The sequence below is a fragment of the Legionella antarctica genome (genome assembly GCF_011764505.1).
GTDB classification, from domain to species: domain Bacteria; phylum Pseudomonadota; class Gammaproteobacteria; order Legionellales; family Legionellaceae; genus Legionella; species Legionella antarctica.
The window spans coordinates 3,147,069-3,162,764 of sequence record NZ_AP022839.1 but is presented as its reverse complement, the minus strand read 5'-3'; the positions used below and the strand labels follow the sequence as shown (position 1 = coordinate 3,162,764).

The following is a 15,696-nucleotide window of genomic DNA, read 5'->3' as shown; positions in this document are numbered from 1 at the left end:
GATTATTTTCCTTGTTCAATATTGGTAGACAGGGTAATACACTCAGGAGTGTGTCTTGCAACTACCTTGGGCGCAGACTCTTCCATCGCACTTTCTCCTGGTTTAGATGATGTTACCCCTTCATTCAACAACTTATTATGGTATGAAGCAAGTTGTTTTATTTCGGTAATAATCTGCAAATCCAGATCCCAGGCCACATGGTTCGAAAAGATCATATTTACCGGTTGCTGAAAAATAAAACTAAGCGTTTGGTCAAGGTCGCTAGTGGCACAAGTTGAGAGGAATAGAAAAAGCTGATTATCACAGATTGTGGCAATATCGCCTAACCGTTTTAATTCACAAAGAGAAAGTGCTTGATTTGCATCTACACCGGATTCTGGTATTAAAGCGACCAGGATTCCTTTACCGTTGTCGGGCAGCAGGGTATTGTTCATTCGAGACAGTACGGACTGGCTAAATTCGTTTACTGGCAAATAGCCCTTTAGCTCTATAGGTTGTATCGTTTTTAATAAAGAATTAAAGTCCTCTTGCACATAGCGAGCAAATCGCTGCTGTTGCATGCTTTCGACCATCGTTAAGAACTTGGGAAGGGGGACTGTTTGGGGAATGGATAAATTAGCGCCGCAAGCCAATAGCAATCGTTCATCGCTATAACGGATGCTCTTACTCATTTCACGTATAACTATTTTTAATGCATTACCACACCGACGCCTCAGATAATGAATTTGTCGGGCAAGTTCATTAATCTGATTGCTATCAGACAGCGAAAAGATAAGCGTGGCAGCCTGAGCCTGTTCTGCTTTCTGGGCCAATAATTGATTATTTTCCAGCAATTGCCAATCCTCAGATGGAGGAGAGGCTCCTTCAAGAACTCTCTTATCGGCAAGATAAAGAAATTCATCATGTGACAGTAACGTGGAATGTGGTTGATCGTTTGGCTGGATAATCCAGTCTGATGCATCCTTTTGAATGGAAAATGTTTGATTTGCCGTTAAGCCACTTTCTGTAGCCCACCAGGAAATGACGTACTGCAGACTGTCCTCTTGCCAATGTAGTCTTGATAATCCATCTAAAAATCGATGCTGTGACGATAATTGGTTTTTCAGTTGGGCGGCATGTGGACCCTGATTAAGAATTAATAAGGTGCTCTGTTCAGAATTAAGCCATCCATGAGTTTTTTTTACCCAATGTTGAATTTCTTCCTGGGACAGAATTGGCCAGAAAACGGAGTTTGTAAGTAAAATAAAAAGTCGTTTCCTGGTTTTTAATGAACGCATCAGGTCAGAGGTCAAATGTAAAAGAGCTGCTTTTTTTTCGGGTAAGCTAAATAATGGCAGTTTCTTAACTGAAACAGGGGTTTTCAAGAGAAGTTCGGGCTTTTCACCTTGAAAAATTAGGGCAGTCCGCGCATCTGTAGGCAAAGCGGTGATAATTTTTTGGCAAAAAAGCTCGGCATCTATTTGACGGTCACTGTTAATCCAGTAAAATCCGGGCGATTGCATTGTCGATAATGCTCCCCAGCTCCGTTTCACATCTAATAAGAAAGATAGCGTCATAGATTCTTTTCTACTCTAATGTTTAATATCCATATTGTTAGGGACTGTTGACAGTTGACCTTTCGACTTCCCGTGACTTGTTTGGGGAGCCAGTACTAAATTCTTTGTTAACAAGGTATCTTTTCTAGCACCAGATTTCTGGATGCCAAGTACACTCCGTGCGATGCTGAGATTTTCAATTTTCCCGGGTTGTTGAGAGGTTACCATTATTTTTTATAAGTACTTAATAATTATGACAGTATTATGACAAATCATCAATTTTACCTTGATAGCTGATTATCGCTGTCTGAAATTAGTTTTTTGTACCATCATACTCATAATTCGAATGAGATACCTACCTGCTTTTAATAAAAATAATATAACGTGATGCAGCATCGCCGTATTGCTTACTGATCCTGGCCTTGACTCTATTTTTTGGTGGTTTATATCGATAATACATGGCTATAGAGATTAAATAAGGCAGGCCAAAGAGAATCAGGGTGTGTTTTATTGAGTTTGATATGACTACCTCAAAGAAAAGACAAATGGCAAAACAGGCTTGAATCGTGCGATTTCTAATGAAATCAGTAAACAATAATCGGTACATACTATAAATCTTAAAAAAATTTTTAAAAAAATCATAAGTAAGCGTTGTTATCCGGTACGGATTCCATAATTAATGACATGCTGATTTACTTTCAGCAATAATGGAGTACACCTCATTATCACCTATGATGATGTGGTCGAGTAATCGTGCGTCCACCAATTCCAAAGCCTCTTTGATTCGTTGGGTAACTGCCAGGTCCTGATGACTGGCATCAGAAACTCCTGAGGGATGATTGTGAGCAAGAATTAGGGCTGCCGCATTGAGTTGCAGAACCCGTTCAATTATTGGTCTTGGATGAACTGTGGCTGAATTAATAGTGCCGGAAAACAATTCTTCATAAGCAATGATGCGGTGTTGATTATCAAGAAAAAGTGCCGCAAAAGTTTCATTTTTATAATCACGCATTTTCTTTTTTAAAAAGGCATAGGTTTGTTTACTGTTCGTTATCTGGATTTCTTTTTGTAAGTAAATGAAATCACTACGCCGGCATATTTCCTTTACTGCCTGAAGTTGAGTGTAACGAACTTCACCTAATCCGTGTACTTTTTTAAAGCTTTGGGGATCCGCATTGAGAACTGCTCGCAAGTCACCTAAATGTTTGATGAGATCGAAGGCTAATTGCAAACATGATTGTTTGCTATTTCCTGAGCTGATAAAAACTGCTAATAACTCCACATCAGAGAGGCTTTGGGCTCCATCAGTAAGCAATTTTTCACGCAGATCTATCTGCCGTGTTGATTGGACAACCGTCATTTCGTATTCCTTTTATATTCCTTTATGGCGAAGTTTATGCTTTGATCGCAGCTATTCTTATCAAAAATGGTTAGTCATGCAAGATTTTATTAATAAAAAAGTTCTTCTTGGTGTTTGTGGGGGTATTGCTGCCTATAAATCCGCCTACCTGGTGAGAGAGTTAACTCGTCTTGGTGCTGAGGTTCGAGTAGTGATGACCCAGTCAGCACAACAGTTTATTAGTCCTTTATTGATGCAGGCTATATCAGGCAATGAGGTTCGTACTGATTTGTTTGATACTCAGGCGGAGCGTGCTATGGGACATATTGAGTTAGCCCGATGGGCAGATTATTTGCTTATTGCACCAGCCTCTGCTAATTATCTGGCCAAAATGACTCAGGGGATAGCCGACGATTTACTCTCTACGTTATACCTTGTCGCTGAAATTCCTGTCATTGTATGCCCTGCTATGAATCGAAGCATGTGGGCGCATCCTGCTACTAAAGCGAACTGTTTTCTCTTACAAGAGAGAGGCGTGGTATTTGTTGGACCAGAAGAAGGGGCCCAGGCCTGTGGGGAGCAGGGGCTTGGGCGCATTAGTGAGGCTGAACAAGTCATTAATGCATTACGGTTGTATGATGTGAATCAACTACTTGCCGGAAAAAATGTAGTGATCACGGCAGGACCTACCCGTGAGGCTATAGACCCTGTTCGTTATTTAAGCAACTACAGCTCTGGCAAGATGGGTTATGCAATGGCAGAGGCAGCCGCTATGGCAGGAGCGAAAGTCACGTTAATTAGTGGACCCACTCTATTACCCGTTTCTGCGGGTATTGAACTCATTAATGTGGAGTCGGCTCAGTCTATGTTGGATGAGGTAATGAAACAGATGCAAGTGGATACTGTATTTATCGGTACTGCAGCTGTTGCGGATTACCAGGTGAAATCACCTGCGGCAGAAAAAGTGAAGAAAAAAGATCACGCAGAGCTGAGTCTGCAGTTAACCAAAAACAAAGATATTCTTAGTACCGTGGCTGCAAGTGGCACTGCTTCTTTTGTGATGGGCTTTGCTGCTGAAACCTCCGATCTGATTTCTTACGCCCAAGAAAAATTACGCGAAAAAAAACTGGATATGATTGTCGCGAATTTAGTAGGTAAAGGAATTGGGTTTGAAAGCGATGTAAATCAAGTCACAGTGATTACAAAAAATAAGCAAATCGAGTTGCCACTAACCCACAAAGTACGGTTGGCGGGACAAATTATTGCAATCCTCGCTGCAACTCTGCAAAATGGCATGCATTAAATTCATCAGGGATAATCATGTTAAAGGCCATTCAATTAAAAATTCTGGATTCAAAAATTGGGGATACCATTCCTTTACCTAATTATGCCACCGACGGCTCTGCTGGATTGGACTTGCGGGTTTGTATCACTGACCCCATTCAGATAGCACCTCAGGAAACAATTTTGCTACCTACTGGGCTGTCCATTTATATTGCTGATCCTAATCTGGCAGCAGTTATTCTGCCCCGATCCGGATTGGGACATAAAAATGGTATTGTTTTGGGTAATCTCGTGGGGTTAATTGACTCTGATTATCAAGGCGAATTAAAAATTTCCTGTTGGAATCGAAGCCAGGAGCATTTCACAATCAATCCTGGTGAACGCATTGCCCAACTGGTTTTTATACCTGTAGTTCAGGCTGCTTTTGAAATCGTGGAAACATTTACACAAAGCAGCCGAGGCGAAGGTGGATTCGGCAGTTCAGGGAGACACTAAATGATTTACCAGCAAAAGCAAATTAACCGTTCAGTGTTCAGAGCTTATGATATTCGAGGGGTAATAGGAAAAGATTTGGATGAGCATGGGTTTTATAGTATTGGCTTAGCCCTGGCTTGCTATTTACAAAAATTAAAACGTCAACAAATCTATCTGGCGCAAGATGGTCGTCTAACCAGTCCGGATTTGGCAGCAGCCTTAAAAAAAGGCTTACTTGATAGTGGCATTGATGTAGTGGATTTGGGCTCAGTTGCCACGCCAGTGATGTACTATGCCACTTATACTCAAGGCATAGACAGTGGTTTAATGGTTACTGGAAGTCACAATCCCGCCGACTATAATGGCATCAAAATGGTTCTTGCCGGTAAAACATCAACGCAAGAAAACATAGATGTCCTCTATGATTTAGTAGCTGAAGGCAGGCGAGTGACTGGTTGTGGCAAAGACACAGTTCTTGATGTGATGCCTGGATATATCGAGCGTATTCTTGGTGATATAAAAATAAAACGACCATTGAAAGTAGTTGTTGATTGTGGAAACGGTATTGCCGGGCCGATTATCCCGCAGGTACTCAGGGAATTGGGTTGTGAGGTTATTCCCTTATACTGTGATGTGGATGGACGATTTCCCAATCATCATCCTGATCCAACTATTGAGGCTAACCTGGCTGATTTGAAAGAAGCGGTTTTGACTCAGCAGGCTGATATAGGTTTGGCTTTTGATGGCGATGCTGATCGTTTGGGTTTGATAACTAACAAGGGTGAAATGATTTGGCCTGATCGTTTGATGATGCTCTATGCCCGCGAGTTGTTAGGACGTATTCCAGGGGCAACTGTAGTTTTTGATGTTAAATGCTCCAGTCACTTGGAAAAAGTCATTTTGGAGGCTGGTGGTGTAGCCAAAATGTGTCCCACAGGTCATTCTATAGTCAAGTCTGTGATGAAGGAAGAGCAAGCTGCTTTAGCTGGCGAGATGAGCGGTCATTTATTTTTCAAAGATCGTTGGTATGGATTTGATGATGCTCTATACAGCGCTTGTCGTTTATTAGAAATTATCAGCTCTTCGGCATTAACTGTGAGTCAGCAGTTCGAACTAATCCCTAACAGTATTAATACTCCTGAATTAAAAATTGCTATAGCAGATGAAGATAAATTTATCTTTATGAAACGCTTCGGTGACGAAGCTCGATTTTCAGAAGCGCGCATTATTGCCATTGATGGTCTGCGAGTTGAATTTGCCAATGGTTGGGGGTTATTACGTGCCTCTAATACAACACCTTGTCTGGTGGCGCGTTTTGAAGCAACCGATAAAGATAATTTAAAACAAATTCAACATTTATTTAAAAACCAAATTCATTTGGTAGATAGTCAGTTGGATTTACCTTTTTAATCAGGATGCCAACGTGATCTCGAGCGATAGCCAGAGAGCTTCTGGATGTAGCACAGTTATATAATTTGGAGATCTCTTATTAACGCTCGAGCTGACGGTGTGGAGAAGTTAGCCTTCCCTCTGACTGATCCGTTCGGGCTGAGGAAGCGCCATGGAGCTGTCTTGAAGTCCTGCTGGTACTCTTCAAGATCTCATAAACGAGCAAGAGAGGTTTGGTTTGAAGGCTATCAGGATGACTACAGACTGGGTGTGCAGGCTTCCTGAGGCTCTTTTGCTTTTTTTAAGGCATAAAGCATTACTTCTAAAGGTTGTTGGTTTTGTATACGAGCGGGAACAGCTTCTTTTTTAACCAGTTGGAATTGAAAGCGTTCGGTCAACTCTTTGATATAATCAGGATGATGGCTAAAACGAGCACTGGGTTCAAGAAGCCAGGGTGGTGTCTTACTAATCTCGGTTGTAAATATAAAAAATCCTTCCATATTTAAGTGTTTAGAGATCGCTTCAAAAAGTGGCTCAAGATCACCAAAATAAGGCAAAACGTCGGCGGCAACTATTAAATCAAAATTGCCTTTATGTTTTTTTAAAAAATCAGTTAATTCTGCTTGGGTCAAAACATCATAAATCCCTTTTTCTTTTGCATGTGCCAGCATTTTTTCAGCGATATCCACCCCGGTCAGCTGTTTACTTATCTCACGCAGAACGACTCCGGTTAACCCTGTTCCACATCCCAAATCAAGGGTTTTATTAATCTGGATTAGTTCGAGTTGATGAATCATTCTGCCTATATGTTGAGGAATGGAATAGTTTAATTGTCCCTGCATATGCTGATCATAATATAAAGCATAATTATTAAATAAATTTTGAGCGTATTCAGGAGTGGTATCTGCCTCTTTGGAGCCTGATAGCGCACTGAGCATATGTTTGCTGATGGTGTCCTTGGGATTAATGGCCAGTGCTTGTCTTAAGTATTCACGAGAGGTTTCTCTTTGATCCATTTTTAGATAAATGGCGGCCATATTATTAAGCGAAGGTGTGTGGTTGTGCTGTAAACACAGAACCTGCTCAAAAAAAATGATGGCTTCATTCAAATGCCCCAAGGCCATTTGTGCCACTCCGGAATTATATAAATATTCTATATTATTGGGATCTTTACTGAGTAATGCATCATAATGCATCAAGGCGTTTTCAAACCGGTCATGATGCATGAAGGTGGCTGCCAAATTATTACGAGCATCGGTGTTCTCATTATCCAATGCCAATGCTTTAGTGAAATAGTCCACGGCCAGTTGATTCTGCTCATTTTTAAGGGCTATAACGCCCAAATTTATTAATGCATCTGTGTGCTCCTGATCGTGCTCTATAACGTTCTGAAAGCATTGCTCCGCCTCGACAAGTAAATTGTCCTCCAGATTTAAAACACCTAAATAAAATTGAGCTTCAGTATGGGCAGGGTACAAGGAGATAACATTATTAAATTGAGTTTTAGCTGCTGCAAGTTGATTATTCCGGAGTAATAGTAAACCTAAATTAAAATGAGCTGCGCTAAAGTCTGGCTCTGCATTAACCGCTTTAACATAATGAGTCAGTGCGTGTTGGTAGTTATTCTGTAAGGCATAAATGGTTGCTAAATTATTATGAGCTTGAGCATATTCAGGATTTAGTTCAATAGCTTGCAGATAATAACGAATCGCTTCTTCATAGTTTTGGATTTTTTTATAAACATTAGCCAAATTATTAAGTAAAACTGGTTCATCAGGATGAACCGTTAATGCTTGTGTTAAATATAGCAGGGAGTTCTCCATATCCCCAGATTGCGCGTAAGTCAGGCCTAAGAAATGTAAGGCCTCAGGGTGGTCAGGTAGCTGAGTCAGGATGTTTTTATAAAGGCTAATAGCATGGGCGTATTGACCTTCATATTGCAGTTTATAGGCTTTGGCAAAAAGGGCTTCGATTTCACTGTTCATATAAATTCGGAGTAAGGGCGCGTAGTTCGTTTAGTGCCTTTGCGCGATGACTGATGGTATTTTTTATAGTAGCAGGTAATTGAGCTGCTGTGCATTGGTGTTCAATAACATAAAATATCGGGTCATATCCAAAACCTTCTTTACCTGACGCACTGGCACTGATGCGGCCATCGAATTTACCTGTAGCAATTATGGGGGTAGGATCTGTAGCGTGTTGAACCAGAGCAATCGCACAATAAAAAAAGGCGTGCCTTTGTTCCGAGTGTAAATGAGCCATATTTGCTAAGAGTAAATCGATGTTGTCTTGATCTGTGGCATCCACTCCCGCATAACGTGAGGAAAAAATACCAGGCTCTCCGTTCAAAGCGGTAACTACTAACCCTGAATCATCTGCCAAAGCAGGTTTATTAGCTAACAAACTTGCATGCCTGGCTTTGATGAGGGCATTTTCTATGAAACTTAATCCATTTTCCTCTGGACTGGGTATTCCTAAAGTATTCTGGGCAATGCATTGGACAGGAGCTAATAAATATTGAAATTCTTTTATTTTTCCTGAGTTGGAGGTAGCAAGAATGATTTCTTTCATAATGAGTTCTTAAGGGATTTTATGTCAATTGTATCGTGATACAGGTTAGATCTAAAGTTCCATAGTCTGGACTTTGGCCATTTTCCAAAACCTGCTATGAGATAATTTAAAACCTCAAGCAATATATCGAACCCAATTCTACTCACCTCGCCTCAACCATAGCATGGAATTCGAAATGATAAATATAAATTCACTATGTACTTTTTTTGTGATACTGGTTATAATATGTGAATTATTATTAAGAGAGAATGGGTATGAAAAAATCAATCTACGATTTACCTTCAGAGATAGGAAAGGAAATTTCGGGTCACCTACCTTCGATAAAAGCCAAAACGAATGCTATATTAGATAAACATACCCGAACCTTATTTCAACCCCCTGCCATTTTATCCAAATTCCTGGAGTTTGTGGCTCATGGAAAGCAAGACCATGCAGAAAAAATATTTACAATAAGGAAAAAAAATCCCCACCAGCTCCAGGAGTTATTACTTGAACGAGGCACAGTGACCGACTATTCAGGTCGAACCTTTACCAATATTTCAGCGTATGAATACGCTTATTGGGCAAAGGACAAGCATATGTGCCGGATGCTTGAATCGCATATGGACGAGAATACAAAAGCGGCGATGCTAAAGCGCTGCGAAGCGATAGAGAGCAATGGGTTAACCTATAAGCAACATGGGGTCGAGGTTAAGAATTCAAAGCATTTTGACTTAACCCCACTCAAAACAGCACTGAACAATTATATTGATGGTTATGATAACTGGGAGAGCTCCCAGAATTGTGACGCCATGAAGGCGGCATGGATGGAGGTTGGAAAAGAGCAGCGCGATGTTCCAGTCCATGTGGCTAATGAATATTGCCGTAAAGACCGCTCGTTTGACCCAACACCTCAGTTTAATGAGGACAAATTACCCCGTAAGTTAGCGTTCCACAATTATAATACAAACAAAGGCGAATCGTGGTTCCCCTTGGTTATTTCTGATTCTTCCGGGCTTGCGGTTGATTTTGCATTAATTAGGGCGGGGCGTGGGGTGGGCGCGGCGGGGCCGTGGGGGTTGGACGCTTTCGGCGGCGCCGGATGATTTGGCGGCTATAATCCGCCTTGATGAAGTAAGAACATTAGATCTCACGCAGTCGCGTAAAAACCTGGAGCCGACAAAACCTGGGCTTGAGATTGATAACCGTATTTTTTAATGGCGTGCGTGAGCAGACCGGCGGCATAGGCCGCCGGGCTAAAATCCCAGCACACATTTAAAAACCATTCAAGTAGCTCCTGGTACTGCCAACTTTCTGTTGTTCTTACCCACCACATGACCCAGAGATGTAGGTACCTTCTGATCTTTTTGGGAGACACCCCATCTTTGACCATAAGATTAATCTGCTCTCGTGCTTTTCGTAACGTCCTTGCGTGCGGGACAATAGTGTCAAGCCCAGGCGTTTGATGATTAATTGCAATCTCTGTACCCCCCCACAATGAGGTTAGATTTTGCGCAGTACCCGCCGGGATAACTGCTCTATCATTTGCCTGTATCACATGGGTGTTATCCTGGGTTTGCGTCCCAGGATAGTGTATTCCGAGAAAGTGGAATCCTTTCTCAATGTTGCCTATGCGTGTCTTTTTGCGCGATAAACTGAGCCGTCTTTCATGCAACACCTCCATCATGCGCTGTTTGCAACGGTTAAGCTGACGGCTGGTTTGGCACAGAATAAGAATGTCATCCTGATACCGGATATAGGTTACATCCATCGAATTGAAGGCATCATCCAATGGCTTTAAATAAATGCCACTAAAAAACTGAGACAGCGGCCCACGTAGCGCAATTCCCTGATCGGGATTTTTATATCCGCGAGGGGTTTCAATGGGATTGATAATAATTTGTTCTAGCATGGATTGGACATTGAGATCGTTATAGTGCTTTTTGATATCTTGAATCAATTGGTGATGCGGGATGGACTTGTAAAACGATTTGATGTCAGCGCGGATGATGTATTGTGGTTTTTTTTCCAAAAGCACTTGCCGGATACGCCGCGTGGCAAGCCGTACACCACTTGGTCCATGAAGATGGTAGCAATTGGGGTTCATCACGTAAGGGAAGGTAGGTTTTATTTGTTTGAGCAAAATATTTTGGAAAATCCTGTCCGATAAATGCAGCTGATCAACCATTTCATCTGGAAAATAATGGCGCTTAAGATGGCGCGGTGTATAGCTGCCATTCACCATGGATTCAACACCCCGCACCAGCCAATCATCTATTTCTCGTGCCATGAAATGCACGTCGTGATTAGGGTTTGCATGATGTTTTTGTTTGTGAATTTTGGCGAACAACTTGCGGCCAATATTCACCATGTCGGCAATACTCCATCGTTTCATGTTGATTTTTGTTCTGTATGTTCGTGGTGTGAGGCCAAGAGCGGGATGACTCCTATTTAAAAAAATTGCTAAAGCGGATAAAGCGAGTATCTTGATGTTCGCAAAAACAATAAGGTACAAGGAGTTGCTCAACAATGACACCCGAGATTATATCCGTTTTAGCTGCTTTTGCACCTTTATTTACACGTCCTACCTGGAACAATATCAATACGCTTTTCATTGGTGCCATCCTTTGTCGAGGGGCAAGGCGTATTACGAGTATTTTACGTGTTATGGGCTTAAGCGAGGTTAAAAATTTCTCAAAATATCATCGTGTATTGAGTCGTACACAATGGAGTGGTTTAACTGCCAGCAAAATTTTATTTGGTCTTTTAATCACACTGCTTCCTGAATCATGGCCCAAGATTGTTGCTGTTGATGAAACACTGGAGCGCCGACGCGGAAAGAACATCAAAGCCAAAGGAGCATACCGTGATGCTGTTGCGTCCAGCCAATCACGGGTGGTTATTTGTTTTGGTTTGAAATGGGAATGCATGACCTTGATAGTACCGCTTCCTTGGTGTAAAAGACCATGGGCTTTGCCTTTTATGGTTATCCTTTCACCATCAAAAAAGTCAGATGAGGCCTCAGGAAAAAGACACAAAACATCGATAGACTGGACCATACAAATGGTGCGTTGTGTCAGCCGATGGTTGCACCGTACCCCTTGGATTTTGGTTGGTGATGGCGCCTATGCTTGTATGGCCCTTGCAAAAGTCTGTATAAAAAATGGTGCAACACTCATATCCAGAGTACGAATGGATGCGCAGTTATTTGAATTTCCTGAGGTCAAGCCAGCGGGAAAGCGTGGAAGAAATCAAATTAAAGGACAGCGTATCCGGCTCAAGGAATTACTAGTAGATACTAAGACATGGGATACACTTCAGGTAAAGTGGTATGGTGGTGAACAAAAAACTATTGAGTGCTTAACCTTTGAATGCCTATGGTATCATGCAGGCGTTCCACCAATAAGGCTACGCATAGTGCTTGTTAAAACACCCGATGGTAAGAATGAGGCGGAGACATTTTTCAGCACCAATACGGAAAATTCACCGACACAAATTATTGAGTGGTTTGTTTTACGCTGGAACATTGAAGTTACCTTTGAAGAAACCCGTGCCCACTTAGGCATTGAAACACAGCGTCAGTGGTCAGATAAGGCTATTGCAAGAACTACCCCTCTGCTTATGGGACTACTTTCGATATTGGTACTGGTTGCCATTAAAATGCATGAAACTAAAAAATTGTTAGTGCAAGAAACTACATCATGGTATGACAAAAAGGGCGAGCTCACCTTAGTCGACATTATTACAGCCATAAGAAGATCAATCTGGGTGAAGATGTATTTTTCAATGTCTAAAAATTACGAAAATAATACGGATTCTTTAAAAATAACCGAAAAAACTGCTAACTTATTGATTTATCAACTGGCTTTGGCTGCATAATTGGCTAAAGTCGAGATAGTATATAATTGCAAAATGGTAGGGGCTAGGTGAATTGTCAACAGACCCTAATTATTTGCATTTTTTTCGCTCAATTAATTAAAATTCTTAGCAATAGTTCTATCTTTGAGTTAAAATAGATTTGTTTTTAATTAAATTGAACTAATAATGCCTATTCCCCATCTGTTATTGACTTTGCTGGTAGTGGTTATCTGGGGGCTTAATTTTATTTTCGTAAAGTTAGGCCTGGAAGAAATTTCGCCACTATTACTTTGCGCAGTACGGTTTTTTTTAGCCAGTATTCCTGCTGTTTTTTTTGTAAAGCCTCCGGGAGCACATTTTAGAATCATTGCTTTGTATGGCTTGGTTATGTTTGCTTTGCAATTTTCTCTTGTTTTCATGGGCATGCATGCAGGTATGACAGCAGGAATGGCCTCATTAATTATGCAGGTCCAAGTATTTTTCAGTATGTTTTTTGCGGTGCTCTTTTTGGGTGAACAACCAAGTATCAGTCAAATAGCAGGGGCTTTGGTTGCTTTCATGGGTATTGGCTTGGTAGCCATGCATTTCGATACTAATGTATCGTTACCTGGTTTTATTTTGATATTAGCCGCTGCAGCAACGTGGGGCGTTGGTAATCTGATCACCAAAAAAATTAAAACAACCAACTTTGTTGCTATTATTGTCTGGGGCAGCTTTGTAGCTTGTCTTCCCATGTTTCTACTGTCTTTTATATTTGAAGGGCCTCAACGTATTGCTGCCAGTTATCATCATCTGACCTGGCAGGGAATAGGATCACTTCTTTATATTGTTTATGCATCAACCTGGGTCGGTTATGGCATATGGAATTGGTTGCTCGGCCGTTATTCGGTGGGAATGATCGTACCGTTTACTTTATTAGTTCCTGTGGTTGGTATTTTAAGCTCCATGTTACTTCTGGGGGAACCATTTCAATTATGGAAACTCAATGCCTGTTTATTAGTGATTAGTGGTCTTTGTATTAATATCTTAAGCCCTCGCTTTTTTATGGCCAAAGCTCAACCTCATGAAGCTTGAAAATAAAGTTATCGCAAAATCACTGCGGATGAGTATATGATTAACTTCTTTTATGCCTAGAATTCCGTAATGAGTGATTTTAAAACAATCGTGTTATGTGCCGATGACTTTGGATTAAATGCTGGTGTTTCCCATGGAATTATAAAGCTTGTGCGGATGCGTCGTTTATCTGCAGTAAGTTGCATGACTAATATGCCGGACTTTAATCTTTATGCCAAAGATTTATGTGCTTTAAAAAGAGAAGTACAGACCGGTTTGCATTTTAATCTAACCGAAGGTTTTCTGTTGTCTGAACCTGGCAGACCTTGTTTCAGATTAAATAGTTTACTGGTGAAATCACATTTACATCTGCTTAAGCCCGACTTTATTGCTAAAGAGTTTAATGCTCAACTCGATCAGTTTATTCAAATGATGGGAGAGATGCCTGATTTTATTGACGGCCATGAACATGTCCATCAATTTCCTGGCATAAGAAATGTAATATTGGACATTTATGAACAACGGATAAGACCCCACAGGACCTGGATACGTTCAACCTATCCTGCTGTTACTGTTCCTAAATACTGGTTTAAAGGAATAATCCTGGCCATGGCAGGAGGGAGAAAACTGCATGCTGATCTCGAAAAATCAACTATTCCTCACCCTTCTTATTTTGCTGGAGTTTATGATTTTGCTCCAGAGTCTGACTATCGAACACTGTTCAAGCATTGGCTGGCCTCAGCTCCTTCCGACATTCTCATTATGTGTCATCCTGGTGAAAGTTTAGCCCCTACCAGGACTCGCTCCATAGAAATGAATTATTTTCTGAGTGATGAGTTTCTCAATGATTGTCAGGAGCATCAGGTTCGCCTGTTTTTACCGGCAAGCCCAAAATCTGGAGAGCATGAAGCTGTAAACAGAGACTAAACCTAAAACGATAATCAAAGCGATTAAATAACCCAAAGGGGTGTAGTCAAGCAATAAGAAGTAGAGTAGCTCGTTGATTACTCCGGCTGACGATGCAACCAGAAAAAAATGGGGCAGGCTCAATTGTTTTTGATTATGGAGTTTTGCAAAGGTAAAATATCTATGGCCTAAAAAACTCACGTTAAAGGCAAGTAAAAAAGCAAATATATTGGCGACTAAAGGTCGGACTTGCATGAAAGTTACAAGGCCTGATACCGTTATAACGTGTACTGTCGCAGCACTTACGCCTGTAACGCCAAAATAAATCAGGCGATGAGGTAATTTATGGGAGTTGGTCATTGAAACTTGATTCCTCATCAATAATATATAAAGGCCGGTGTTTGACTTCATCAAACACTCTGCCAATGTATTCTCCGACCACCCCTAAAGCAAATAATTGCAGTCCGCCAAAAAAGCTAATGGTCGTCACTATAGTTGCCCAACCTGGTGTCTGTATACCAAATATAAACGTGCTTAGAATAATCCAAATAGCGTAGAGCATGGCGATGCTGGCAACAGCCATGCCACCTAAAGCAATCATTCTTAAGGGAAAGGCACTAAACGAGGTGATGCCTGTAATCGCTAAATCAAGCAGGGAATAAAAACTCCATTGCGAGTTGCCTGATTTACGGGGTTGAACTTCAAAAGGGATGGCAATTTGTTTGAAGCCTACCCAGCTGTATAAACCCTTCATAAAACGATTACGCTCTGGCAATTTCTGGAGTGCGTTCACTATTTTTCTATCCAGTAATCTAAAGTCCCCCGCATTAGCCGGGATGTTAATGCGGTTTATTTTTGAAGTTAAGTGATAAAAGGCTTTGGCGCAGGTTCGTTTTAACCAGGACTCATCTGCCCGGTTTTGACGCACAGCATAAACCATTTCATTGCCTTCTTCCCATTTGGCAATAAACTCTACCAAGAGTTCCAAGGGATGCTGAAAATCACCATCCAGCAAAATAACCGCATCACCCTGGGCATGATCCAGGCCTGCACTGAGGGCATTTTCTTTTCCAAAATTACGACTAAAACGAATATAGCGAATGGGAAACATGGCTCTCAGTTGATAGATGATTGCCAGTGTATTATCCTGGCTGCCATCATCTACAATCACTATTTCATAGGGATAAGCTAATCCTTTAAGGGTTTTATCCAGAGCGGTAATAAACTCTGCAATCAGGGCCTCTTCATTATAAACAGGAACAACACAGGATATACGTTTTGCATAATCAGGAGTTTTAAGCATAGTGC

General features: G+C 41.2%; 14 protein-coding genes. 7 read left to right on the top strand and 7 right to left on the bottom strand.

Annotation, left to right across the window (positions count from 1 at the left end; all coding sequences use genetic code 11):
- Positions 1-2 precede the first annotated feature (2 nt).
- Both bcsE and radC read right to left on the bottom strand, forming a co-directional pair.
- Positions 3-1,556: a cellulose biosynthesis protein BcsE gene (bcsE, locus tag HRS36_RS14910; RefSeq protein WP_173237901.1), complete on the bottom strand. Its 1,554-nt coding sequence runs from the start codon at positions 1,554-1,556 to the stop codon at positions 3-5.
- Positions 1,557-2,211: 655 nt separating this feature from the next.
- A complete protein-coding gene (gene radC, locus HRS36_RS14905) occupies positions 2,212-2,895 on the bottom strand; it encodes a RadC family protein (protein ID WP_173237900.1) in 684 nt (227 codons plus the stop codon).
- A gap of 76 nt (positions 2,896-2,971) precedes the next feature.
- Here radC and coaBC point away from each other — a divergent pair, with 76 nt between their 5' ends.
- The 3 genes from coaBC to HRS36_RS14890 are packed head-to-tail and all read left to right on the top strand — an operon-like array spanning position 2,972 to position 6,042.
- Positions 2,972-4,177, top strand: a complete 1,206-nt coding sequence (gene coaBC / locus HRS36_RS14900) for a bifunctional phosphopantothenoylcysteine decarboxylase/phosphopantothenate--cysteine ligase CoaBC (protein ID WP_173237899.1) — start codon at positions 2,972-2,974, stop codon at positions 4,175-4,177.
- A gap of 17 nt (positions 4,178-4,194) precedes the next feature.
- Complete coding sequence (gene dut, locus HRS36_RS14895) at positions 4,195-4,653, top strand: dUTP diphosphatase (RefSeq protein ID WP_173237898.1); 459 nt, start codon at positions 4,195-4,197, stop codon at positions 4,651-4,653.
- On the top strand, positions 4,654-6,042 hold the full coding sequence (locus tag HRS36_RS14890) for a phosphomannomutase/phosphoglucomutase (RefSeq protein WP_173237897.1): 1,389 nt from the start codon (positions 4,654-4,656) through the stop codon (positions 6,040-6,042).
- 236 nt (positions 6,043-6,278) lie between these two features.
- Here the strand turns inward: HRS36_RS14890 and HRS36_RS14885 are convergent, their stop codons facing one another.
- Positions 6,279-8,006 carry a tetratricopeptide repeat protein gene (locus tag HRS36_RS14885; RefSeq protein WP_173237896.1) on the bottom strand — a complete coding sequence of 576 codons (1,728 nt, stop codon included), beginning with the start codon at positions 8,004-8,006 and terminating at the stop codon, positions 6,279-6,281.
- Entirely contained in the window at positions 7,996-8,592 is a 597-nt protein-coding gene (gene rdgB, locus HRS36_RS14880) for an RdgB/HAM1 family non-canonical purine NTP pyrophosphatase (RefSeq protein ID WP_173237895.1), read from the bottom strand. Before rdgB ends, HRS36_RS14885 begins: the two co-directional genes overlap by 11 nt.
- 254 nt (positions 8,593-8,846) lie before the next feature.
- Between rdgB and HRS36_RS14875 the strand changes: the two genes are divergently transcribed.
- Positions 8,847-9,677 (top strand): hypothetical protein, encoded by an 831-nt coding sequence (locus tag HRS36_RS14875; protein WP_173235463.1) that lies wholly within the window; start codon positions 8,847-8,849, stop codon positions 9,675-9,677.
- A 44-nt stretch (positions 9,678-9,721) separates the two neighbouring features.
- Here HRS36_RS14875 and HRS36_RS14870 read toward each other — a convergent pair whose 3' ends face one another.
- Positions 9,722-10,966, bottom strand: coding sequence for a reverse transcriptase/maturase family protein (locus HRS36_RS14870; RefSeq protein WP_197933194.1), 1,245 nt, complete (start codon positions 10,964-10,966; stop codon positions 9,722-9,724).
- Positions 10,967-11,100: 134 nt separating this feature from the next.
- On the opposite strand from HRS36_RS14870, the gene HRS36_RS14865 reads away from it, so the two are divergent.
- From HRS36_RS14865 to HRS36_RS14855, 3 genes are all read left to right on the top strand, one after another.
- On the top strand, positions 11,101-12,450 hold the full coding sequence (locus HRS36_RS14865; protein WP_173235460.1) for an IS701 family transposase: 1,350 nt from the start codon (positions 11,101-11,103) through the stop codon (positions 12,448-12,450).
- A gap of 165 nt (positions 12,451-12,615) precedes the next feature.
- A complete protein-coding gene (locus HRS36_RS14860) occupies positions 12,616-13,503 on the top strand; it encodes an EamA family transporter (RefSeq protein WP_173237894.1) in 888 nt (295 codons plus the stop codon).
- Positions 13,504-13,572: 69 nt separating this feature from the next.
- On the top strand, positions 13,573-14,409 hold the full coding sequence (locus HRS36_RS14855; protein ID WP_173237893.1) for a ChbG/HpnK family deacetylase: 837 nt from the start codon (positions 13,573-13,575) through the stop codon (positions 14,407-14,409).
- On the opposite strand, the gene HRS36_RS14850 is transcribed toward HRS36_RS14855, so the two are convergent.
- Positions 14,359-14,748: a GtrA family protein gene (locus HRS36_RS14850; RefSeq protein WP_173237892.1), complete on the bottom strand. Its 390-nt coding sequence runs from the start codon at positions 14,746-14,748 to the stop codon at positions 14,359-14,361. The two genes, HRS36_RS14855 and HRS36_RS14850, sit on opposite strands and share 51 nt — an antisense overlap.
- Positions 14,732-15,691: a glycosyltransferase family 2 protein gene (locus HRS36_RS14845; protein ID WP_173237891.1), complete on the bottom strand. Its 960-nt coding sequence runs from the start codon at positions 15,689-15,691 to the stop codon at positions 14,732-14,734. The genes HRS36_RS14850 and HRS36_RS14845 overlap by 17 nt, the downstream gene beginning before the upstream one ends.
- Positions 15,692-15,696 lie beyond the last annotated feature (5 nt).